21 protein-coding genes are annotated in these 20,331 nt (G+C 63.9%); 3 read left to right on the top strand and 18 right to left on the bottom strand.

The annotated features are described in order from the left end of the window. Nucleotides 1-28 precede the first annotated feature (28 nt). From BLW08_RS15715 to BLW08_RS15705, 3 genes are read right to left on the bottom strand one after another with little or no spacing between them, the layout of a single operon-like run. A complete protein-coding gene (locus tag BLW08_RS15715) occupies nucleotides 29-1,567 on the bottom strand; it encodes a tripartite tricarboxylate transporter permease (protein WP_091326252.1) in 1,539 nt (512 codons plus the stop codon). After that, a complete protein-coding gene (locus BLW08_RS15710) occupies nucleotides 1,567-2,070 on the bottom strand; it encodes a tripartite tricarboxylate transporter TctB family protein (protein ID WP_091326250.1) in 504 nt (167 codons plus the stop codon). Before BLW08_RS15710 ends, BLW08_RS15715 begins: the two co-directional genes overlap by 1 nt. Then, nucleotides 2,067-3,074, bottom strand: coding sequence for a Bug family tripartite tricarboxylate transporter substrate binding protein (locus tag BLW08_RS15705; RefSeq protein WP_091326249.1), 1,008 nt, complete (start codon nucleotides 3,072-3,074; stop codon nucleotides 2,067-2,069). The genes BLW08_RS15710 and BLW08_RS15705 overlap by 4 nt, the downstream gene beginning before the upstream one ends. 264 nt (nucleotides 3,075-3,338) lie before the next feature. Between BLW08_RS15705 and BLW08_RS15700 the strand changes: the two genes are divergently transcribed. Together BLW08_RS15700 and BLW08_RS15695 are read left to right on the top strand one after the other, a co-directional pair. Beyond that, nucleotides 3,339-4,937 carry a sensor histidine kinase gene (locus BLW08_RS15700; protein WP_091326247.1) on the top strand — a complete coding sequence of 533 codons (1,599 nt, stop codon included), beginning with the start codon at nucleotides 3,339-3,341 and terminating at the stop codon, nucleotides 4,935-4,937. Continuing rightward, nucleotides 4,934-5,602, top strand: coding sequence for a response regulator (locus tag BLW08_RS15695; RefSeq protein WP_091326245.1), 669 nt, complete (start codon nucleotides 4,934-4,936; stop codon nucleotides 5,600-5,602). The genes BLW08_RS15700 and BLW08_RS15695 overlap by 4 nt, the downstream gene beginning before the upstream one ends. On the opposite strand, the gene BLW08_RS23910 is transcribed toward BLW08_RS15695, so the two are convergent. The 15 genes from BLW08_RS23910 to BLW08_RS15625 form a co-directional block, all read right to left on the bottom strand. Next, the gene (locus BLW08_RS23910; RefSeq protein WP_302846909.1) at nucleotides 5,550-5,795 is read right to left on the bottom strand and encodes a type II toxin-antitoxin system RelE family toxin; all 246 of its coding nucleotides are present in this window, start codon (nucleotides 5,793-5,795) and stop codon (nucleotides 5,550-5,552) included. The genes BLW08_RS15695 and BLW08_RS23910 overlap by 53 nt on opposite strands. Further along, a complete protein-coding gene (locus tag BLW08_RS24170) occupies nucleotides 5,698-5,997 on the bottom strand; it encodes a type II toxin-antitoxin system Phd/YefM family antitoxin (RefSeq protein WP_254779901.1) in 300 nt (99 codons plus the stop codon). The genes BLW08_RS23910 and BLW08_RS24170 overlap by 98 nt, the downstream gene beginning before the upstream one ends. Nucleotides 5,998-6,048: 51 nt before the next feature. After that, nucleotides 6,049-7,080 carry an LLM class flavin-dependent oxidoreductase gene (locus BLW08_RS15685; RefSeq protein WP_091326241.1) on the bottom strand — a complete coding sequence of 344 codons (1,032 nt, stop codon included), beginning with the start codon at nucleotides 7,078-7,080 and terminating at the stop codon, nucleotides 6,049-6,051. 85 nt (nucleotides 7,081-7,165) lie between these two features. After that, nucleotides 7,166-7,642, bottom strand: a complete 477-nt coding sequence (locus tag BLW08_RS15680) for a heme-degrading domain-containing protein (RefSeq protein ID WP_091326239.1) — start codon at nucleotides 7,640-7,642, stop codon at nucleotides 7,166-7,168. A gap of 3 nt (nucleotides 7,643-7,645) precedes the next feature. Next, nucleotides 7,646-8,668: a Gfo/Idh/MocA family protein gene (locus BLW08_RS15675; protein ID WP_091326238.1), complete on the bottom strand. Its 1,023-nt coding sequence runs from the start codon at nucleotides 8,666-8,668 to the stop codon at nucleotides 7,646-7,648. 4 nt (nucleotides 8,669-8,672) lie between these two features. Then, on the bottom strand, nucleotides 8,673-9,566 hold the full coding sequence (locus BLW08_RS15670) for a TolB family protein (RefSeq protein WP_254779900.1): 894 nt from the start codon (nucleotides 9,564-9,566) through the stop codon (nucleotides 8,673-8,675). Between the two features lie 3 nt (nucleotides 9,567-9,569). Then, nucleotides 9,570-10,571 (bottom strand): sugar phosphate isomerase/epimerase family protein, encoded by a 1,002-nt coding sequence (locus tag BLW08_RS15665; RefSeq protein ID WP_090824745.1) that lies wholly within the window; start codon nucleotides 10,569-10,571, stop codon nucleotides 9,570-9,572. A gap of 1 nt (nucleotide 10,572) precedes the next feature. Beyond that, nucleotides 10,573-11,769, bottom strand: a complete 1,197-nt coding sequence (locus tag BLW08_RS15660) for a Gfo/Idh/MocA family protein (protein ID WP_091326236.1) — start codon at nucleotides 11,767-11,769, stop codon at nucleotides 10,573-10,575. Between the two features lie 21 nt (nucleotides 11,770-11,790). Then, entirely contained in the window at nucleotides 11,791-12,912 is a 1,122-nt protein-coding gene (locus tag BLW08_RS15655) for a Gfo/Idh/MocA family protein (RefSeq protein WP_091326234.1), read from the bottom strand. After that, entirely contained in the window at nucleotides 12,909-13,655 is a 747-nt protein-coding gene (locus tag BLW08_RS15650; RefSeq protein WP_091326233.1) for a sugar phosphate isomerase/epimerase family protein, read from the bottom strand. Before BLW08_RS15650 ends, BLW08_RS15655 begins: the two co-directional genes overlap by 4 nt. Nucleotides 13,656-13,713: 58 nt before the next feature. Further along, nucleotides 13,714-14,607 (bottom strand): carbohydrate ABC transporter permease, encoded by an 894-nt coding sequence (locus tag BLW08_RS15645; RefSeq protein ID WP_090824753.1) that lies wholly within the window; start codon nucleotides 14,605-14,607, stop codon nucleotides 13,714-13,716. Continuing rightward, complete coding sequence (locus BLW08_RS15640) at nucleotides 14,607-15,566, bottom strand: carbohydrate ABC transporter permease (protein WP_091326230.1); 960 nt, start codon at nucleotides 15,564-15,566, stop codon at nucleotides 14,607-14,609. The genes BLW08_RS15645 and BLW08_RS15640 overlap by 1 nt, the downstream gene beginning before the upstream one ends. Before the next feature lie 13 nt (nucleotides 15,567-15,579). Then, on the bottom strand, nucleotides 15,580-16,908 hold the full coding sequence (locus BLW08_RS15635; RefSeq protein ID WP_091326228.1) for an ABC transporter substrate-binding protein: 1,329 nt from the start codon (nucleotides 16,906-16,908) through the stop codon (nucleotides 15,580-15,582). Nucleotides 16,909-17,026: 118 nt separating this feature from the next. Continuing rightward, entirely contained in the window at nucleotides 17,027-17,842 is an 816-nt protein-coding gene (locus BLW08_RS15630) for a hypothetical protein (RefSeq protein WP_091326226.1), read from the bottom strand. Further along, nucleotides 17,839-18,933, bottom strand: a complete 1,095-nt coding sequence (locus BLW08_RS15625; RefSeq protein WP_254779899.1) for a Gfo/Idh/MocA family protein — start codon at nucleotides 18,931-18,933, stop codon at nucleotides 17,839-17,841. Before BLW08_RS15625 ends, BLW08_RS15630 begins: the two co-directional genes overlap by 4 nt. Nucleotides 18,934-19,077: 144 nt before the next feature. Here BLW08_RS15625 and BLW08_RS15620 point away from each other — a divergent pair, with 144 nt between their 5' ends. Further along, on the top strand, nucleotides 19,078-20,295 hold the full coding sequence (locus BLW08_RS15620; RefSeq protein ID WP_091326224.1) for an ROK family transcriptional regulator: 1,218 nt from the start codon (nucleotides 19,078-19,080) through the stop codon (nucleotides 20,293-20,295). The last annotated feature ends 36 nt before the right edge of the window (nucleotides 20,296-20,331 follow it).

Here is a 20,331-nt window from a genome sequence, read left to right as displayed (position 1 = left end):
TCTCCTGTTTGTGCTGGAAGTGGATGGTTCAGTCGCTGTAGTCTGCAGCGCCCGAGTTGGCGGGGAGCAGGGGTTTCTTCGCAGGACCATTGCGGCGGATGAGCTTGAAGATGAACGGCCACGCCAGGATGATCGCCACGATGATGTAGACCACAATCGCGATGGGCTCGCTGAAGAGACCGGCGGGATCGCCCGCGCTCAACTGCAGCGTCTTGCGGAGCTGGCCTTCGATGCGCGGCCCCAGGATCACGCCGAGGATCAGCGGCAGGACCGGGAGTCCGAACCGCCGCATCATGAACCCGAGGGCGCCGAGAACCAGCAGGATCACCAGGTCGAACGCCTGCAGGTTGACCGAGTAGGCACCCAAAGTGGCGAAGAACAGGATGCCTGCGTAGAGGTAAGGGCGGGGGAGCTGCAACAGTTTGGCCCAGACAGGCGCCAGGGGCAGGTTGATGAGCAGGAGCAGGAAGTTCCCGATGAACAGGCTCGCGATGAGTGCCCAGACCAACGGCCCTTGGCTGGAAAACAGCTGCGGACCCGGCTGGATGCCGTAGGACGTAAAGGCAGCGAGCATCACGGCGGCCGTTGCGTTGGTGGGCAGGCCCAGGGCAAGCATGGGGGTCAGTGTTCCGGCAGCGGCGGCGTTGTTGGCCGCTTCCGGTCCGGCGACACCTTCAATAGCGCCCTTGCCGAATTCCTCCGGGTGTTTGCTGAGCCGCTTCTCGGTGACGTAAGAGAGGAACGTCGGAATCTCCGCGCCACCAGCTGGAAGTGCGCCAAAAGGGAAGCCGAAGGCAGTGCCGCGAAGCCACGGCTTCCAGGAACGCTGCCAGTCCTTCTTGCCCATCCACGGACGGCCAACGGGAATGACGTGCAGCGGTGTGCGGCGCAGGTGGGCGGCAACCCAGAGGGCTTCACCCACGGCGAAGATCGCCACCGCCACCACCACGATGTCCAGGCCGTCCACCAGCAGCGGTTGGCCGAAGGTCAGGCGGCGTTGGCCGGTCACCGAGTCGATGCCCACCAATCCGATAGCCAAACCAAGCGCGAGTGAAGCGAAGCCGCGGAGCCTGGACGAGCCGAGGACCGCAGTGACGGCCAGCAGGGCAAGGACCATGATGGCGAAGTAGCTGGGAGCACCAAGACTCACGGCAAACTGGACCACGATGGGTGCGAACACAGCCAGAAGCGCGGTGCCGATGGTGCCGGCGATGAAGGAGCCGATGGCCGCGGTGGCAAGTGCCTGCGCGGCCCTGCCCGCCTTGGCCATCTTGTTGCCTTCGATCGCCGTCACCACCGACGACGATTCACCCGGAGTATTTAGCAGGATGGACGTGGTGGAACCGCCGAACATGCCGCCGTAGTAGATACCGGCGAACATGATGAACGCGCTGGTGGGCTCCAAAGCGGCGGTCACCGGAAGCAGCAGCGCTACGGTCATGGCCGGGCCCAGGCCCGGAAGGACGCCGACGGCGGTACCCAGGAGTACGCCGATCACGGCGAACAGGAGGTTCATGGGGGTCAGGGCGGTGGCGAAACCGTCCATGAGGGAGGACCAGACGTCCATTAGAGGATTCCTTCCAGGAGCCCGGCTGGCAAAGCGATGCCCAAACCGAGGTAGAAGCCGTAGAAGGTCAGCAGGGCCAGAGCCACTGAAATGAGGCCGTCCCGGATGTAGCGGCGGCTGCCGAGTGCCAGGACGCTGCCCCAGAACAGGAGGGTCCCGGAGATCACCCAGCCGGCCCAGTCAATGAGCAGGATGTTCAGGATGAAGGCACCGGCCAACGGGAGGACGGTCTTCCAATCGGCGGGGTGTGCCAGGTCAACGTCTTCTCCGCCCTCAGCTTCGCCTTTGCCTCCGCGCAGGACGTTGATGGCAAGGAGGATGGCGCAAATGATCAGCAGCCCGGAAACAATGAACGGAACAGTCTTCGGACCCACCGGATCCGACTGGGAGTACGGGGTCACCAGGCCGTTCGCATCCAGGAAGACCAGGACGCCCACCGCGCCGAGCAGGAGGGCTACCCCCAGCTCGGCGCGGCCTTTGAGGCCTGTGGCTATGGAGCTCACGCCAACCCGAGCTTGGTGAGGACATCCGCCACGCGCTTGTCCTGGTCCGTCAGGAAGGTCTGGAACTCGTCACCGGTAACAAAAGCATCGGACCAGCTGTGGGTCTTGAGTGCTTCCTTCCAACCGGCCGAGGCGTGCATCTTCTCAAGCGCGGCGATCAGGGATTTCTTGTCGTCCTCGCTGATGCCCGGAGGGGCCACCACGCCGCGCCAGTTAGTGAAGACCAGGTCAATGTTGGATTCCTTCAGCGTGGGAGCATCCACGCCGTCCAAGCGGTTCTCGCCACTGGTGGCCAGGACCCTGATCTCACCGGACTTGATCTGCTGCAGGTACTCGCCGGCGCCGGAAGCGGCGAAGCCCAGCTTGTTACCGAGGATGGCAGGGAGAAGGTCACCGCCGCCGTCGTAAGAAACAAAGTTGACCTTGGTGGCGTCGATGCCAACAGCGCCAGCCAACTGCATCGGCAGGAGGTGGTCCGGGCCGCCGGGCGAAGAACCGCCGCCTACTGCAATGGAGCCAGGGTTGGCTTTCCATGCCTTCACCAGATCATCAATGGTTTTGTATGGGGAATCCTTGCTGACCATGATGGCGCCCGGTTCCTCGATCAGCTTCGCCAGCGGAGTGGTCTCCGTCAGCTTCGACTCGGACTTGTTGGTGTAGCTTGCCCCAACAACGCCCAGGCCCATGAGCATTGTGAGGTCACCATTGCCCTTTTCGTTGACGATGCGGGCCAGGCCCACGGTGCCTCCGGCGCCGGCAAGGTTGAACACCTCGGTGTTGGTGGAAATCTTCTCGTCGTCCAGAACCTTGGCGGCTGCCCGGGCGGTGGTGTCGTAGCCGCCGCCGGGGGTGTTGGGAACCATGATCTGGAGACCGGTGATGGGCCCTGCGGCTGCGCCGGAGCTTTCAGAACCGGTGGACTTTCCTGTGGCACCGCAGCCGGTGGCCATCAGGGCGATGCCGGCTGCGACGGCGGCGACTCGCAATGCGCGGAACTGGCGCATGGTGTTCCTCTTCTCATCATTGAAAATTCGGGTGCAGGGCTTTGCCCGTTGATGTGATGCTAGGTGCGTACGTGACGGCGATCACTCTTGTGTTCGCAGTGATCTTTAAGTTCATTGCGTTCACGGTCCCAAAAGGTCCTTCGCACGTCTGGGGTATAGTTCCGATACGCCACGCAGCGGGCCCCTGTTGCCCGATTGTTTCCGGCACCACCCAAAGGAACCCACGCTGTGACTCGACTGACTCGGCTGTCTCAAAGAAGAGGCATGTCCCTCGCCGGACAATACCTCGTGCTGCAGTTGCTCATTGTCCTGGCAGTCCTGGTGGCTGTGGTGGCCATTTCACTGGCCCAGTCGGCGGACGCATTTGAACGGACCGAGGGACGCCGCGCGTTATCTGCCGCCGAAGCCTTGGGCAACAACCCCACAGTCCGTGCCCTGTTGCCCACCGCTGAACCTCGCGCTGGTTCTTCCCTTCCTGCCGTGGCTGAATCCGTGCGGACCGTCTCGGGTTCGTCACAGGTGGCCCTTGCCAAGCTGGACGGCACCGTAGTGACCGCCTCCGACCCCGGCCTGGTGGGCCGGCCCCTGCCGTTGGGCGAGAGCAGGGTCATGGAGGGGCGGGCGTGGACCGGAGTCCTGAAGGGAAACAACGGTGCCGTGCTCTCCGCGCACGTCCCCGTGATTAACGACGCCGGAAAAATGATCGGCATTGCCGCCATCAGCCGCAACTATCCCTCAACCCTGGAACGGCTGGGCGACGCCGTCCCCAACCTCCTCACCTACCTCGGTGTAGCCAGCATCCTTGGAGTGGCCGGTTCCCTGCTGCTGTCCCGCCGCGTCAAAAGGCAGACCCTGGGCATGGAACCCCGGGAAATCACCGGCCTGGTGGAAAACCGGGAAGCCATGCTGCAGGGCTTGAAGGAAGGCGTCGTGGCGTTGGACCCCCACGAACGGATCACCGTTGCCAACCAGAGTGCCCGGCAACTACTCGGTTTGCCCGTGGACTGTGTGGGAAAGAAGCTGCGGTCTTTGTCCGTGGATCCCGCTTTGAAAGTGGTGCTGACCCGTGAACAGTCCGACGCCGACCAGCTGGTCCTGGTGGGGGAGCGGTTGGTGGTCATGAACCGGGTGGCCCTCCGCTCGAACGGCCGCGACATCGGTTCAGTGACCACTTTGAGGGACCGGACCGAGTTGTCGTCCTTGGAGAGCGAACTCGGCGCCACCCGGACCGTCACAGACACCCTGCGGGCCCAGGCCCACGAGTTCGCCAACCAGCTCCACGTCATCTCCGGCCTCATCCAAATCGGCGAATACGACTCCGTGGTGCAGTTCGTTAACGGCGCCACGGTGGACCGGACCAGGCTCAACGATGACGTGACCAGCCGCATCGAAGACCCGGCGCTCGCAGCCCTTCTCATCGCCAAAGCCAGCCTTGCCGCCGAGCGGGGCGTAGAGCTGAAACTTGACCCGCAGTCCGCGCTTCCGCGCGTCAGGGACGAACTCTCGCGGGACATCACCACGGTGGTGGGCAACCTGGTGGACAACGCGTTCGACGCCGTCACTGGACTCGCCGGGGCCTCGGTCCGAGTGCTGGTGGTTGATTCGACGGACGGCGTCACTGTCACCGTCCAGGACAATGGTCCAGGCGTGCCTTCCGGCTCCGCGGAAGACATCTTCCGTCAAGGCTTCTCCACCAAAGACCCGGGACCGGGCGATGCCCGGGGATTTGGGTTGGCGTTGTCGCGGGTGATCTGCCGCCGGTCCGGAGGTGACCTGGTGGTGTCCAATGACAAGGGGGCTGTGTTCACCGCACGGTTCAGCAAACACGTCTCACATTCCAGCGAAGGGGCTGCGCAGCCGTGATCAAGGTACTGATCGTCGACGACGACTTCATGGTGGCCAAGGTCCACGCCGGATTCATCCAAAGGACGCCCGGCTTTGAGGTGGTGGGCGCGGCACACTCAGGGGCTCAGGCCCTGATGGAAACCGAGAGGCTACAGCCTGACCTGGTGCTGTTGGACATCCACCTTCCGGACGCCAACGGCTTGGATCTCATGCACCAACTCCGGGATGTGGCCCCTGACCTGGACGTACTGGTGATCAGCGCTGCCCGGGAAGTGGAGACAGTCCGAAAAGCGTTGCGCGGGGGTATCGTGCACTACCTGATCAAGCCGTTCTCCCAAGCAGATCTGCAGGAGAGATTGGAGCACTACCTCAGCGCGTACCACGGGCTGGATGCGTCCAAGGTGGAGGCCGAGCAGTCCGATGTGAACAGGGTCTTTGGGTTGTCTGCTTCCGAGCGGACCCTGCCAAAGGGCTGCAGTGTGGAGACTCTTGAGTTGGTGGAGTCGGCGCTGAAATCAGCGCCCGGTGACCTTTCCGCCGCCGAGGTGGCTGAGCAGCTGGGGACCTCCCGCGTGAGTGCCCGTCGTTACCTTGAGTACCTCCACGACGAGGGGGCGCTGGAGGTCAGACTCAAGTACGGCGTCGGGCGTCCTGAAAGGCGATATGTGCTGAAGGGTCGGTGAGCCGGACGCTCTGCTGGTAAATGTCCTGCCTGTGGCCCATGGCTACCAGCAAAACAATGAGCTGTGCGTCGCGGATCTCATAGATGATCCGATAGTCACCAGTCCGGACGCGCCAGTCTCCGCTGCTTCCGGAGAGCTTCTTTGCCCCGGGAGGATGAGGTGATTCGGCGAGGATTTCGATGGCGGCCTGAATGCGCCGGCGTGCTTCCGGTGGCTGCGCGGAGGTCGTTGACCTCCTCAGCTGCCTCAATCAGCTTGGCGAGATCTTCCGCGTCGATTAGTGCTGCCACTCGGCGGCCACGGCGCAACAAATACACCGGTTCATGGCTTACTCGTGCCGTGTCAACCGCTTCGGAAAGTCGGCTCCGGGCCACGGTGACTGTCATCTCGGTCATAGTGCGATTTTTAGCGTCGAGCGCTGAAATGTACATAAAGGCGCTTTTGGCTCAAATGCTCGCTTTCCACCCCAAGGCTGGCCCCAATTTTCCTGCGATGTCAGTGAGGATCTGCACGTAGTCCTCGTGGTCAAAGCTGAAGGGCAGCGCGAACGCCACCTCGTCCACTTCCTGGAATCCTGCGTGTGAATATAGTTGCTCGGCGATTTCGTCGCTGGTGCCTATGAGATCCCGGGCAAACATCATGCCCTTCGGCCCCTGCGGGGACTGTGTGCGGGGGGTGCGTTCATCGACGTAGCGCTGGTACTTCGCACGCTGGCCGCTGGAAGCAGAATCTGTGGGGATGACTACCAAGCCTTGCGATGCCCGGGCGGTGTTGCCGGCTGCGGCGGCTGCGTCGCGGTACGCGCGGATCTGCGATTGCTGGACCTTGGCGAAGTCCGGCTCCTGGTCCTTGTCCGGGAAGATCACGCTGCTGGAGAGCAGGTTGAAGCCGTTTTCTCCGGCCCAGACGGCCGATTTCATGCTGCCTGCCCCGTACCAGAGGCGGCTGCGCAGTCCGGGGGAGTGCGGCTCCACCCGGTTGGAGAATTCCTCCACCACACCCTGTTTGCCGGAGAAGTCCCGAACCTTGTCGCCAGCCACCAGGCGGGCGAAGCGTTCCACGCGGGCGTATGAGAAGTCCTCGGTTGCCAGGGAATCCGGGTACAGCTCATGCTTCACAGTGTCGTAGTGCATCGGTTCGCCCACGCTCAGCCCCGGGTTGATCCGTCCGCCTGCGAGCAGGTCCACGGTGGCCAGGTCTTCTGCCAGCCGCAATGGGTTTTCCCAACCCAGCGGGGTTACCGCGGTTCCGAGCTCAATCCTTGACGTGCGCTGGCTGGCGGCGGCCATGACGGCTACCGGGGAGGAGATTCCGAACTGCAAATGACGGTGCCGGAGCCAGGCACTGTCGAACCCCAGCTGCTCACCTAGCTCGATGATCTCCAGCGTGGACCGGTGGCCGGCAGCCGGATCAGCAGCGTCGAACAGGCCGATGGTGAGAAAGCCAAGCTTGCGGAGGGGCTGTTCGGGGCGTGGCATGGACGTCCTTCGGGTTGGGTCGGCAGTTAGTGCCCAGAATAGGTGCCCATACCGGAGATGACGGCGGGAGGTTACCGAGCTCTCCCTAAACCCCTACCGTCTTCAGGTAGTTCCGGATCCCGTCCACCACCATCTGGTGGTCTTCATCGGACGTCAGCCCGGATACGGTGATCGCACCGATGACGCCTGCTCCGCGGACGCGGATGGGGAACGATCCTCCGGCCAAGGTGTAGTCCTCATGCGCAAGCCAGCCACCACCCACAGGGCTGTGCCCGCGGGCGGCGAAATCTTCGGAGAGCAACGCTGTGCTGTGCTCAAACCTCAGCACGGATGCCGACTTGCGGCGGATCCACTCTTCCTGGTCTGAGGTGGCCCCCGGCAGGACGCAGCGGAAGAGCACGATGTTGTGGCGGCGGATGTCGATTGCAACGCCGAACTCCGAAGCGATGGCGTGGTTGGCGATCAGCGAACCAAGCCGCCAGGCGTCGTGGTTGTCGAACGATGCGAAGACCAACTCTTCTTCCTGCTGGCGGAGTTCAGCGTGCCGCGGAGACTCAGTCATTGTTCATTTCCCTTCCACTGCAGCGTCAGCCTCGTAGCTCAGCCCGATCTGGCGGTGGATCTCATCCATTGCGGCCATGATGGCAACGGTCTCACTAGGCGGCAAGATGGTTCCGGCGGTCTCTCCTGCGCGGATCAGGCGTTCCAGCTCAGCAGCTTGGAATTGCATTCCACGGCTGCCGACGGGCTGGTCATACCGTTCAACAACACTGCCATCAACGGCATGAACCGTGAACGGCACAGGGTTGTACCACGTGTGTTCAATGTCGATCCAGCCATCAGTGCCGATCACCATGGCCCGGTTGGCGCTGGCGGCGTCGAGCTCACAGTCCACCAACGCCTGGGCACCGTCCGCATACTCAAAGATCGCAGCGGTCTGCCGGTCCACTCCGGTGCCGGACATGGAGGCGCTGGCCCGGATTGCGGCCGGGGTGCCCAGGATGTCGAACGCGAAGGAGATCGGGTAGATGCCCAGGTCCAGCAGGGCTCCGCCGCCGAGCGCGGGATCGTTGAGCCGGTGTGCAGGGTCCTGGGGGAGGCTCTGGTTGTGGCTGGCCACCACTTTGCGGACTTCGCCGATGGTGCCGGCAGCGATGATGTCGCGGATCCGGATCATGTGCGGGAGGAACCGGGTCCACATGGCTTCCAGCGCGACCAGGCCCTTGGACTCGGCCAGATCCACGATGTCCTGAGCTTCGCGGGCGTTCATGGTGAACGACTTCTCCACCAGCACGTGCTTGCCCGCGTTCAACGCCAGCAGCGCGTTGGCGTGATGGAAGGGGTGCGGCGTGGCGATGTAGACCACGTCCACCAGCGGGTCTGCCACCAGTTCCTCATAACTGCCGTGCGCGGTGGCAATGCCGTACTGCTCGGCGAACCCCTTGCTGGAGTCCAGTGAACGGGACCCCACGGCCTGCACCGTAAAGCCGTTCTCCGTCAGGTCCTTCGTTTGGAGCCCGGCAATGAAGCCGGTGCCGAGGATTCCCCAGCGGATTGTTCCGTCGGAGGTGCCATTACTGAGCGTCACGTGCTTAGTCCTTTGTTGAGTCAGAAATTGGGTACGCCACAAACGCAAAGCGCACGGAATCCGGCGACCAGCTGTTGACGTTGAGGGTACCTTGGCCGCCGAAAAGTGGCCATGTATGGAGGGGAGTGGTCCAGTCCTCGGTCGAAACGAGTACGACGTCGACAGGCAAGTCCGCGGGGTGGCCTTCCGTTCCGCTGGGGAACCGGATGTAGCTGGCAAAGCGGCCATCGGGGGAGAGATGCGGGAACCAGTCGACGGTATCGGACTCGAGCAGTTGCTCGAAGCCGCTGCCGTCGGTCTGAATTCGGGCAAGTTGGGCGTGGCCGGGTGCCGAGGTGAAGGACTCAGTGTTCAGGTAGAGCCACTTCCCGTCCGGGGAGTACTCCGGGCCGTCGCAGTGACCGGACCCGACATCAACGCGGGCGGTAGCGCCGCCGTCGGACGCAATGGTCATCAGGCCGCCCGGCTGCGTAAAGTCGCCCGCCTCGATGCCCACGTAGGCGAGTTCCTTGCCGTCCGGGCTGACGCCGTGAAGGAAATGGAAGGAGCCGTCGTCGTCCGTGATCCTGGTGGCGGGGCCACCGGACAGCGCGGCGCGGTAGATGTGGCCGTCGTTCGCGGAGAGGAAGAGGCTCTTTCCATCAGGTGCCAGGACGTGATCGTTATTGAGCTCAGGGATACCGGTGAGCGGAACTTCCACTGGATGACCACCAGTCACATCGAGCGTCCACAGCTTTCCGTCCCCGTTGAGGATCAGTGAGCTGCCGTCGAGGCTCCAGTTGGGTGCTTCGAAGAGGACGCCATCAGTGCTGTAGAGCAGCTCGGCCTGGCCAGTTACCGACGCGATCCACACCTCGCAGAACTGGCTCGGTTGAAGGGTTCGGATCGCGTCGGCCACAGGCTAGTCCTTGCTGCTGAAGGCGGCGTCGAAGGAGGTCTGGGAGGCGGGGAAGTCGAACTTCTTCAGCGCCGCGAGGGCTTCGGGGGCGCCGTGGAGGCGGTCCATGCCGGCGTCTTCCCACTCAACAGAGATAGGTCCGTTGTAGCCGATGGCGGTGAGGGCCCGGAAGGACGATTCCCAAGGCACATCGCCGCGTCCGGCGGAGACGAAGTCCCAGCCTCGGCGGGGATCGCCCCAGGGCAGGTGGGAGCCCATCACGGTGTTCCGGCCGGTGGGGCGGAGCTTGGTGTCCTTGCAGTCCACGTGGTAGATCCGGTCTTTGAAGTCCCAGATGAAGGACACGGGATCGATGCCTTGCCACATGAAGTGGGAGGGGTCCCAGTTCAGGCCGAACGCTTCGCGGTGTCCGATCGCTTCGAGGGTGCGGACGGTGGTCCAGTAGTCGTAGGCGATCTCCGAGGGGTGGACTTCGTGGGCGAAGCGGACCCCGCATTCGTCGAAGACATCCAGGATGGGGTTCCAGCGGTCGGCGAAGTCCTGGTAGCCGGCGTCGATGACCTTCTCCGGGACGGGCGGGAACATGGCGACGTATTGCCAGATGGAGGATCCGGTGAAGCCGACCACGGTGTCCACGCCGAGCGCTTTGGCGAGGCGGGCGGTGTGTTTCATTTCTTCGGCGGCGCGTTGGCGGACGCCTTCGGGTTCGCCGTCGCCCCAGACGCGGGAGCCGACGATTGCTTCATGGCGGAAGTCGATGGGGTCATCGCAGACGGCCTGGCCTTTGAGGTGGTTGGAGATGGCCCAGACCTTGAGGTTGTACTTTTCCAGGATGGCGAGTTTGGACTCGACGTAGCCAGGCTCGTCCCAGCGCCAGGCGTCCAGGTGGTCTCCGGAGACGGCGATTTCCAGGCCGTCGTAGCCCCAGCCCGAGGCAAGGCGCGCGACTTCCTCGAACGGGAGGTCGGCCCACTGGCCGGTGAAAAGGGTGTACGGGCGGGGCATGTCAGGCTCCTTCAGTAGTGGTTGCGTTGAGCTGGATCAGTGAGCTTTTGGCGGCGGCGGACTCTTCAATCGCTGCGAGGATGTGCTGGACGTTCAGGCCTTCCTCGAACGACGGCGACGGCTGGCTCCCGTCCCGAACTGCCAACAGGAAGTCCCGGATCTGGTGCGTGAACGTGTGTTCCCAGCCGATGATGTGACCCTGCGGCCACCACGCCTCGAGGTAGGGGTGTTCAGGCTCGTTGACCAGGATCCGCCGGAAGCCCTGTTCGCGGACGGGCACCGTGGCGTCCAGGAAGCCAAGTTCGTTCAGGGCTTCAAGGTCGAAAAGGATGGTGCCCTTGTCGCCGTAGATTTCAAGCTTGAGGGAGTTCTTCTGGCCCGTCGCCACACGGGAGACCTCTACTGAGGCGATTGCTCCGGAGGCGAGAGTCAGCGTGGCCCAAGCGGCGTCGTCGACGGTGACATCTTCCAGCCCGCCGTCAGGGCCGGGGCGGCGGTCCACGAAGGTGTGCAGGCGGCCGGAGACCTCCGTGACGGCATCGCCCAGGAGGAAAAGGACCTGGTCAATGGCGTGGGAGGCGATGTCGCCCAGGGCGCCGGAGCCGGCGGTTTCCTTGCGGAGGCGCCACGTCATGGGTGCCTCGGCGTCGGAGAGCCAGTCCTGGAGGTAGGCGGCGCGGACGTGCCGGATGGTGCCGAGGCGTCCTTCGGCGATGAGTTCCCGGGCCAATGCCAGGGCGGGGACGCGGCGATAGTTGAAGCCGATCATGGACTGCACGCCGTTGGCTCGGGCGGAGGCGGCCGCGGCCACCATCAATTCGGCCTCGCCCAAGGTGTTGGCCAACGGCTTCTCCACGAGTACGTGCTTGCCCGCGGCCAAGGCGGCAATGGCGATTTCGGCGTGCATCCACCCGGGGGCGCAGATATCGATGATGTGGATGTCGTCCCGTTCAATTACCGAACGCCAGTCAGTGGCGGACTCGGCCCAACCGTACTTGGCGGCGGCCTCTGCCACCTGGGTGGCGTCCCGGCCGACGAGCACTTTCTGTTCGAAGGCCGGGACGTCGAAGAAACTGGCCACGTTCCGCCACGCATTCGAGTGGGCCTTACCCATGAAGGCGTAGCCGATGGCGGCCACGCCCAGTGGTTGACGCGTCTGGGGAGGCGTGTGGTCGGATGGGTGGGCGGGGGTGGTCATGTTCTAGTTCCTCGCTGATTCTTAGAGAGTGGCTGTTTCCGGTGCCCAGTCCTCAGGGACGGCAGCCGAAGCAGGTGCGTTGCTGATGACATCCACGAACGAGCCCGATTCCACGGATTCTGCGATCGAGACCATGCTGTCCAGCACGTGGTACGCGAGGTCGCCCGTGGCGCGGTGCGGGGTGCCGGCACGCAGGGCGCGGGCCATGTCCAGCACGCCCAGGCCGCGGCCGTTGGCCGGCCCGGTGGCAGGGATGATCTCCGGTTCTTCCGCGCCTGGACGCCACAACTTCAGCTCGCCGTCGAAGTAGTTCGGGTCCGGCAATGACAGCGTAGCCTCCGAGCCCGTGATCTCTACGAAGCCCATCCGCAGGCGCGGCGACTCGAAGCTGAACACGCTGTGCGAGGACTGGCCGCCCTCGAACTGCGCCATCGCGGACACGTGCGTCGGGACCTCGACGGCGAATTCCTCGCCGGCCTTGGGACCGGAACCGATCACACGGGTCGCCTTGGCGGAGGAGCCGACGGCGGCCACCTTGCGGATGGAGCCGAAGGTCTGGATCAGGGCCGTGAGGTAGTACGGGCCCATGTCGAACAGGGGACCGGCGCCGTGCTGGAACAAGAACGCCGGGTTCGGGTGCCAGGACTCCGGGCCGGGGGTCTGGAACGTGGTCATGCCGGTCAGCGGGGTGCCGATGTCGCCGCGCTCGATGATGCGGCGGGCCGTCTGAAGTCCGGCGCCCAGGAACGTGTCCGGGGCGGTGCCAAGGCGGATGCCGGCCGCGTCTGCAGCCTTGAGCAGGCCAAGACCGGACTCGCGGTCCAGCGAGAAGGGTTTCTCGGTCCACACATGCTTGCCGGCGTTCACCGCAGCGGTGGCTACTTCGACGTGCGCTGCCGGGATGGTCAGGTTCACGATGATTTCGACGTCGGGATGGTTCAGTGCCAGCTCGGGCGCACCGAATTCGGGGATTCCGTATTCCTTGGCGCGTGCTTCGGCGGCCTCGACGAAGAGGTCTGCGATCACCAGTACCTTCAGGTCAGGGAAGACCGTGAGGTTTTCCAGGTACTGCTTGCTGATGTTGCCCGCGCCGATGACGGCAACGCCTACGGGGCCTTTACGGGTGGAGGGAGCGAAGCTCATGCCTTGGCTCCTTCTGCTGCGGCGTTGAGGTAGTTCAAGCTCTCCGTGATGCCCTGGAAGATGTCGCCGGAGTAGTCGTCGAATTCCACCACGCCAACTTCCAAGGACTTGGCGGCGGCGATGACATCCAGCACCGGAATGGTGCCTTGGCCGGCGGGCTGCTGTGCCTTGGTATCGGTGTTCCCCGGGCCGTCCTTGATGTGGATGAGCTTCACGCGGTCGCCGAGCCGGGCCAGGAGTTCCACGGGATCCTGGCCGCCAACAGCTGCCCAGTAGGTGTCTACCTCAAGGACGAGTTCCGGATCCAGCAGAGCCTCGAAGTACTCCAGGGCGGTCTTGCCCTCGATGGTGGACTCCAGTTCCCAGGCGTGGTTGTGGTAACCCACGCGGATACCGTATTCGGCGCCCTTCTTGGCAGCGGCATTGAGCTTTGCCGCCGTGCCCTGGATGGTTTCAGCATCCTGCCAGTGCTCAGCCGGGAAGAACGGGTCAATCACCGTGGTGATGCCCAGTTCCTTGGCGGCGGCGAAGATCTCATCCTGATCCTGGGTCAGCAGGGGTGCGTGCCCGGACGGAGCGGTCAGTCCGTTCTCCTTCAGCGCTGCACCGAGCTCCTTGGCTGTGGCCACGAAGTTGTACGGCTCAACCTGGGTAAATCCGATCTCGGCCACCTTCTTGATGGTTCCAGGCAGGTCCTCCTGGATGGCATTGCGGAGGGTGTACAGCTGGAGTGAATACGACATTGGGTTCCTTTTCGGGAGTGGGTGTTTCCGGGAATTCAGGGACTTGGCGCCAGTCTAGTTAGCGCCCGGCGAGGGATCCGCCGATGCCGCCGACGCTGAAGTATTTGTTCAGCGTGGCGAAGACGATGATCGGCGGGAGCATCATCACGACGGCCAGGGCCATCACGGATGTCCAGTCGGTGGCGTTCTGTTGGAAGAAGGATTGGACGCCCATGGGCAGCGTGAAGATCTCGTTGGAGCGGAGGAACACGATCGCCACGAGGTAGTCGTTCCAGGCCAGCAGGAAGGCGAAGATGGCGGTGGAGAGGATGCCGGGCAGAGAGTTGCGCAGCACAACCTTGGTGAAGGACCCGAACACCGAGCAGCCATCAATCCAGGATGCTTCTTCGAGGCTGATGGGGATGGAGTCGAAGTAGGCGGCCATCATCCAGGTGGCCACGGTCATGGTGGAGCCGACGTAGATGATGGTGATGCCCAGCAGGTTGTCCACCAAGCCCATGCCTGCGAAGAGGATGAACAGCGGGACCACCGAGGTGATGATCGGCAGTGACTGCATGACGAACAGCAGCAGCGAGTATCCGGAGACTGCCTTGGACCGTCCGCGGGAGAGGACGTAGCCGGCGGGTGCGGCCACGGCCACGGAGACCACCACTGTGGACAGCGTGGTGACCAGGCTGTTCTGCAGCCACGTTGCGGCCAGCGTGCCGTTGAAGACGTTGGCGAGATTCTCGAACGTGAAGCCGGTGGCCGTGCTGGTGGGTCCGGGGGTGAAGGCCAGGACGACGGTGACCATGATGGGGACCAGGACGATCACCGTGATGGCCAGGATCAGGACAAAGCGCCACCAGCGTCCGCGCATGCCGGCTTCGGAAAGGACCCGGCGGGTCTTGCCGGTGTCGGTGATGCCGAGGGCCGGGCCGGATTCGGGGTGGGCGTGGAGTACAGCGCTCATTATTCGACGCTCGACTTTCGGATCTGGCGGTACAGGATGACGGAGATGACCACCAGGGTCATGGTCATGAGGAAGGCGATGGCCACACCGGGGCCGGTAGCGAAGTCCTGGAAGACCGTGCGGTAGGCCAGGACAACCAGGGAGGTGGTGGCGCTGACGGGGCCGCCACCAGTGAGCAGGTAGATGGTGGGGAAGTCATTGACGCAGAAGATCGTCATGAGGATCCACGAGATGTACGTGGAGCGGGCAATCAGCGGCAGGGTGATCTGGGTGAACTGTTGCCACTTGGAGGCGCCGTCCATGCTGGCAGCCTCGTAGACCGTGGTGTCCACCGAGGCCAGGGCCGCGGAGATCATCATCATCATGAAGGGGAAGCTGACCCACACCTTGAACACCATCACGGTGATGGAGGCGAGCGTGGGGTCCGCCAGGAACAGCGGAGTGCCCAGGCCCAAGCCCCGGAAGATCGAGGGAATGAGGCTGTCAGGAGTGGCAACCAACCAGTTCCACGCCGTCGAGGAGACCACGATCGGCACAACCCACGGCAGGAGCAGCAGGACCTTGAAGGTGTTGCCCGCGGGGATCTTGGTGCGCAGCAGGAGCGCCAGCCCCAGGCCCACAAGCCAGGACCCAAACACGCCAACAATGGTGAACCAGAGCGTGAACTGTGCTGCCTTCCAGAACGCCGGGAAGGACAGGACATTGGCGAAGTTTTCGCCGCCCACGAAGTTGCCGGTCTGGAGCAGGTCGCCGTCGTGGGTCGCCTGGACTGCGGCGTGGATCAGCGGGTAGCCGTGGATCAGGACCAGCAGGACCACTGAAGGTATGAGGAGCCAGAAGAACGTTCTGGTGGTCTGGGCGCTGAGCTTGCTCTTGCGCCCGGGGGAGGCCCCCGAGCCGCCGGGGGCAAGCCCCCGGCGGGCCCGGGACAGGCCTGATGGTGCGGTGGTTGATGACATGGCAGGTACCGTTCTACTTCTTCAGGACCGACTCGAGGCCGGACTGGAAGGTCTGCAGGGCGGTCTTGGCATCGGTTGCCTGGCCGGTCAGGATCGACTGGCTGAACTGGTTCAGTGCCTGGCCGCCGTCCAGGGCTGCGAGGTTGGCGTTGAGCGTGGAGCCCTGGGCAGCGAACGTCTTGGCGATGGGCTGCCAGTCCTTGACGATCTTGACGTTGTTCGGGTCATCTGCGAATTCGGGGATTTCAGTGATGGACTTGAAGACCGGGAGCGCGGACATAAGCTTCTGCTTCCACAGTTCCTTGAGCTGGCCCAGGTAGTACACCAGGAACTCTTCGGAAGCTTCCTGGGAGGGTGTGTTCTTGTACATCATGATGTTGTTCGGGAACACGATGGTGGCTTTGTCGCCGTGCGGGCCGGTGATGGGGTCTGCCACCAGCAGGTCGCCGGAGGTGTCACCCACGCGCTGCGGAACGTTGACCTGGAACAGGCCAAACCCTGCCTTGCCGTCCTTCCACTGTGCTGACATGTTGTCTGTGGTGTAGCTGACCGCGGCGGGATCCACGATGCCGTTGGAAACGAGTTCCAGGACGAATTCCATGGCTTCGACGTTGCGGTCATTGAGGAGGTCCAGCTCGCCGTTCTTGTTCCAGACACCGCCGCCGTTGTTGACCATCATCATGATCATCGAGTGGTTGCCGTAGTTGTTTCCCGAGCCTGCGCCGGTGGCGAAGCCGAACGCGCCGAGCTTCTTCAGGGCCTTACCGGCCTCCAACAGGGAAGGCCAGTCGGTGGGCAGTGCCACGTTTGCCTTCTCGAACAGGGACTTGCGGTACCAGAAGACGCGCATATCCAGCTGCCAGGGAACAGCTACGTAACCCTTGTCAGACTTGAACGGGTCCAGCACGCCGGGCAGGAAGTCGTCGAACTGGCCGTTGGACTTCATCTTCTCAATGACCTTGTCCGCGTAGGCGATCTGGCCCTGCTGCTCGAACTGGAATGCCTGGAAGCCGCCACCGGTGGATACTGCTGGGCCGGTCTTGGACGCGATGGCCGAGGAGAACGTCTGGTAGAAGTTGTTCCACTGGATGATCTGGTAATTGGCCTTGGCGTTGTTCGCTCCGGAGAAGCCTTCAGCGATCTTCTTCGCGGCATCGTTGTACGCGGGAGTGGCCCACGGCATATCCCAGAACTTGACCGTTCCACCAGCGCCACCTCCTCCGCCCTGTGTGGCTGAGCCGCCACCGCAGGCGGCCAGCAGCGGCACTGAAGCTGCTGCCGCGGTCAAGCCGAGGAAGCCGCGGCGGGAGAAGGAACGGGAGGCTGCGGATTGAACATTCATAGTGATTCCTTTCGGGACAGGCAACGCAGGATGTGCGTATGTTTGCCGGTCCAGCTCAACTTTGAGGAGGGCAATGCGTACTGAATGACTGGTAGTGCTGTTTGTTGTAAAGCTCGGGTCAGGTAAGGGCGGTGATGGATTCCGTGAGCGCCGCGAAGCGGTGCAGATCGGAGGGAATGGTGCCGGCGTCGAGGTGTTCCTTGAGCCGGCGCCACGTGGCGCGGTGTGCAGATTCGTAGATCGTGGGAAGAAGCAGTTCGCCTTGTGGACCGGTGACCGTGACCGTTGCCGGCCAGGCAGCCACTGGTTCCGGCAGTGTGACGCTGACGCCGCCGTCGTCGGTCAACAGGCGGAAGTCCAACGCAGCAGGGCGTGCGTTCGACACCACGCCCTGCAAGGCGACCGGGGCGCCGTTGGCGAGTACCGCCGTCGTGATGTACCCGTGCAGACCGCGGTTCAGCAGGCGGAGGTTCGCCAGCGGTCCCGCAATGCGTACGACGGCGGCAAGATGGTCCGCGAGCAGCCCACCGGAGTCGGTTCCCACCGGAGCGGTGGCCACGGTGTCGAGGACCGCGGCGCGGCCCGCCTGGGAACGGACTGCGTCCTCGGCCCCATTGATGGCCGGGTTGGAGGCCCAGCGCTGGTCCAGGACCACCACAGTGTTGTGTCGTGCGGCGGCTTCAGCCAGAGAGTCAACGTTTTCAGGCGAAGGGTTCACCACCACCAGGCCGCGGGCTCCCGCGGCGATGGCTTCCACAGCCTGCGCGGTCCACCCGGGCCGACCGGCGATGACCTGGACATCGGCGTGGTTTCCGTCGGCGGCCGGGCCGAAGGACTCGGGAAGTGATGCCACTGCCAGTGCCACGGCGCCGGCTTCCTGAGCCTCGGGCGTTGCCCGGACTGTGTACTGCGTGAATTCCGCGCCGGCGTTCATGCGTGGGCTCCTTCGGCAACTGCGTGCCGGCTCTCGACGTTGGCCACCGTTGCGTCGGCGATGTCCAGCGCAAAGGTCAGATCATCAATCAGGGTTTGCGCGGACGGTGGCTGCTTGGTGCCGGCGGCCAGGGCAGCGAGTTCACGCCATTCACCCTCGTAGCCGTTGTGATCGAAGGGCCCGTGCACTGTTGTCTGCGACCCACGGGTGAAGGCTGCCACGGCGGAGCCCGCCTGGACGTAGGACGGGGTGAAGTCGATACGGAGGGCAGCGTCGTCGGAGAAAGCCTCAAAGCTCCATTCCGGCTTCCAGGTGTTGTTCATGGCGGCGCGGAGTTCGATGGTCCGCGTGGGGGTGCGGAGGGAGATGACATAGCCGAAGGGGCGGACATGGCGTGCCTCGAGCACTTCGATGTCCTTGAAGTCAGGAGTGAATCTGCGGATCAAAGGGAGGTCGTGGATGGCCAAGCCCATGACGCCGCCGCGGAGTGCGCCCTTGATGACCTCCGGGTCCGTGTAGTCAGGCGTGCCGCTGGCCGGACGGGTGATGACCTCTGTGGCGAAGTCTTCAAAACGTGCGTTGGGCGGCAGGACAATCGAGGAGCGAATGGTGTGGGCTGTCTCAGGAAGGTCATCCCAGTTCTCTTGGGCGGCAAGCCAGCCCGGATCAAAGGTGTGCATGGCGCCCACGATGATCGGGACACCCGTTTCCTGGCTGACCGCAGAGATCTGTGCGGCCTCTTCCGCGTTCATGGCGAAGGGCTTCTCGCAGAGGACCGCTTTCTTTCCGGCGCGGCAGGCGGCGATGACCTGTTCGGCGTGGAACTGGTGCGGGCTGCAGATGGCAACGATTTCCACAGCGGGGTCGCCAAGGAGTGCGTCGATGCTGGTGCTGTGTGCTGCGCCCACGCGGGCTGCCACCGATTCAGCGACGGCCGGGTCCACGTCCATGATGTGGCGGACTGTGAGGATCTCGCCGAGTCGGGCGAGGGATGGCAAGTGGATGGCCTGGGTGACCGGGCCGGCGCCGAGGATGCCAACACCAATGGGTGTGGGAAGTGCCTGTTGCGGTGCCTTTGGCTGGCTGGACAAGTTCAGTTACCTCTTCGTAAGCGGACTGATGTGCTGCTCATCACAACCTAGGGGGACTTTTGACGAGCGTCAAGCAAAAGTTGAAATATTGCCGACAAACTTCTGTTGCATGACACGCATAAGCAATCGTGCTTCACTAAAGGCATGACAACAGCCACCGCCAACGACGCCGGAAATGCCTCCGTCCTGGAGGCCGGCAATCTCTCGCGCGCTGGCGATCTCTTCCAACTCCTCCGCGACGGCCAAGCACGTACCCGCGCAGAACTTGCAGTCACCACGGGGCTGGCCCGGTCCACAGTCGCCTCCCGCATTGACGCGTTGATCAGTTCCGGACTGGTGGGACCCGCCGGCGAGGCGAGCTCCAGCGGCGGCAGGCCGCCGTCGCGCTTCGCCTTCAACCCCGCCGCGCGCGTCGTCCTGGCCGTCGACGTCGGCGCCACCCACGTGATTGTTGCCGTCACCGACCTCGGCGGCAGCATCCTCGCCGAACGCCGACTCGCGCAAGAAGTCGCCGACGGACCTGAGGTTGTCCTGGGCCGCGTGGTCGCCGCCGGCCGTGAACTTCTCGCCGAAGCGGGCCGCGAACTTGGCGACCTCGCCGGCATGGGCATCGGACTGCCCGGGCCCGTTGAGCACGACACCGGGCGGCCGGTGAAGCCGCCCATCATGCCCGGCTGGGACGGATTCGACGTCGTCACGTACGTCCAGCGCTCGCTGCCCGTTCCTGTTTTGGTGGACAACGACGTCAACATCATGGCCCTCGGCGAACGAACCGCGTACTGGCCGGACCATGACAACTTCCTGTTCATCAAGGTGGCCACCGGCATCGGCGCGGGCATCATCAGCAGCGGTGAACTGCAGCGGGGCGCCAACGGCACCGCCGGCGACCTCGGCCACGTCCGGGTTCCCCGCGGCGACGACGTCCTTTGCCGTTGTGGCAACCATGGCTGCCTCGAAGCGCTGGCCTCAGGTCCCGCCGTCGCGCGTCAACTGCAATCCCAAGGACTGGACGCTTCCACCGGCGCTGACGTCCTGCGGCTGGTGGGCGAGGGCAATCTGCAGGCCATTCAGGCGCTGCGGCAGGCCGGGCGTGATGTTGGCGATGTGCTGGCAACCGTGGTCAACCTGCTCAATCCGTCCATGATCATCATCGGCGGCAGCGTGGGAGAAGCCGGCGAGCACCTGGTGGCCGGCATTCGCGAAGTGGTGTACCGGCGCTCCCTGCCGCTGGCCACTACGCACCTTCGCATCGGCATTTCCATGGCCGGCGACCGCGCCGCCATCCTCGGTGCCAGCCAGATGGTCACCCAGCATGTCCTGTCTCCGGCAGTGATTGAGGCCACGCTCCAAGCAACGGGCTAAGCCTTGTTTGGTGCCGGATCACGGGCAGCGGCGTGA

The organism is Arthrobacter sp. cf158 (genome assembly GCF_900106835.1).
GTDB lineage: Bacteria > Actinomycetota > Actinomycetes > Actinomycetales > Micrococcaceae > Arthrobacter.
Note: the sequence above shows the minus strand (reverse complement) of the source record. Positions and strands in the feature narration are given on the sequence as shown.